Genomic DNA, 1,130 nt, shown 5'->3' with positions numbered 1-1,130 from the left:
CGGTGTGAGTTCATGCTGAACCGCGACTTTTGTGGCTCATCAAGCTAGCCGGCATGTCTGATCTGCGCGAGCAGTTTCTTGCGAAAGACTTCGGCCGGCGTGCGATAGCCAAGGCATTTGCGGGGTGTCGCGTTGAGCCGGTTGCAGATGTCGATCAGATCGGCATCTGTGACCGACAATGGATCCACCTCTCTCGAAAGCCATTTCCTGACCCGCCCGTTGGTGTTCTCCACGGTGCCTTTCTGCCATGGCGACTGTGGGTCGCAGAACCAGGTTTGGGTGCCGATACTCGCCTGGAGGTAAGGCCAATCCGTGAACTCGGTGCCCCGGTCGAAGGTGATCGAGCGACGGGCAAGATGGGGTAGGGCCTTGAGGGCCTGTATAAGGCCGTCCATGACCGGACGCGACTGTCGGTCGTTGTTGCGCAGGAAGATTGCGAAGCGGCTGACCCGTTCGACGAGCGACGTTACATTGGCCTTTCCGAACTTCTTGCGAAACTGGATCAGGTCGCATTCCCAGTGCCCGAACTGCTTGCGCTCGGCAACGGCGTCAGGACGGCGCAGAATATTCAGATCCGAGCTAAAGCGTTGACCGTGCTTGCGTCTGGCATGTCTTGGTCTGCGCCTGGCGCGACGCTCCGGTAGATGTCGCCACAGCTTGATCGCTTGGCCGTCAGCCGAATATGCGAACTTGTAGATCGTCTCGTGGCTCACCGAGATCGGATGCTGCTCCAGGCGCATCCGTCCGGCGATCTGTTGCGGCGACCAGCCGTGTACGATCCGCTCGATCACCGATTGCCGGACATGCGAGAAGCGTGCGAGCTTGCGAAGCTTCGAGCGACGATCGCAAGCCATCTGGTGCGCCGTCACACAATAATAGCCATTGAGATCTGGAATTTGCATGTCCACGAACGTGTTGCGCCGGACCTCGCGGAAGATCGTTGAACGATGTCGTCCGAGCTTCTCGGCAATGGCATCAACAGTAAGCCCAGCCAACCGCCAGCGAGCAATCTTACGGCGTTCGTCCAATCCAATCTGAGAGTAGGTGCGCTTCATTGCATCGTCCTTGCAATTGATAACCCATTGGGATCATTAGCAAGTCGCACTTCATTCTAGAACCCACCGGCTACA

Annotated in this window: 1 protein-coding gene; it reads right to left on the bottom strand. The window is 57.9% G+C overall.

Annotated elements, in window-relative coordinates; all coding sequences use genetic code 11:
- Positions 1-44: 44 nt before the first annotated feature.
- Complete coding sequence (locus JNB88_RS33080; RefSeq protein WP_037127855.1) at positions 45-1,055, bottom strand: IS30 family transposase; 1,011 nt, start codon at positions 1,053-1,055, stop codon at positions 45-47.
- Positions 1,056-1,130: the final 75 nt, after the last annotated feature.

Origin of the sequence: Rhizobium cauense (assembly GCF_019511525.1) — a bacterium.
Taxonomy (GTDB): domain Bacteria; phylum Pseudomonadota; class Alphaproteobacteria; order Rhizobiales; family Rhizobiaceae; genus Rhizobium; species Rhizobium cauense.
This window is presented reverse-complemented; position numbering and strand designations above follow the sequence as displayed.

Bases quoted from the DNA above. Each gene is read 5' to 3' on its own strand.
- JNB88_RS33080 (WP_037127855.1), bottom strand. From the start codon at position 1,055: ATGAAGCGCACCTACTCTCAGATTGGATTGGACGAACGCCGTAAGATT.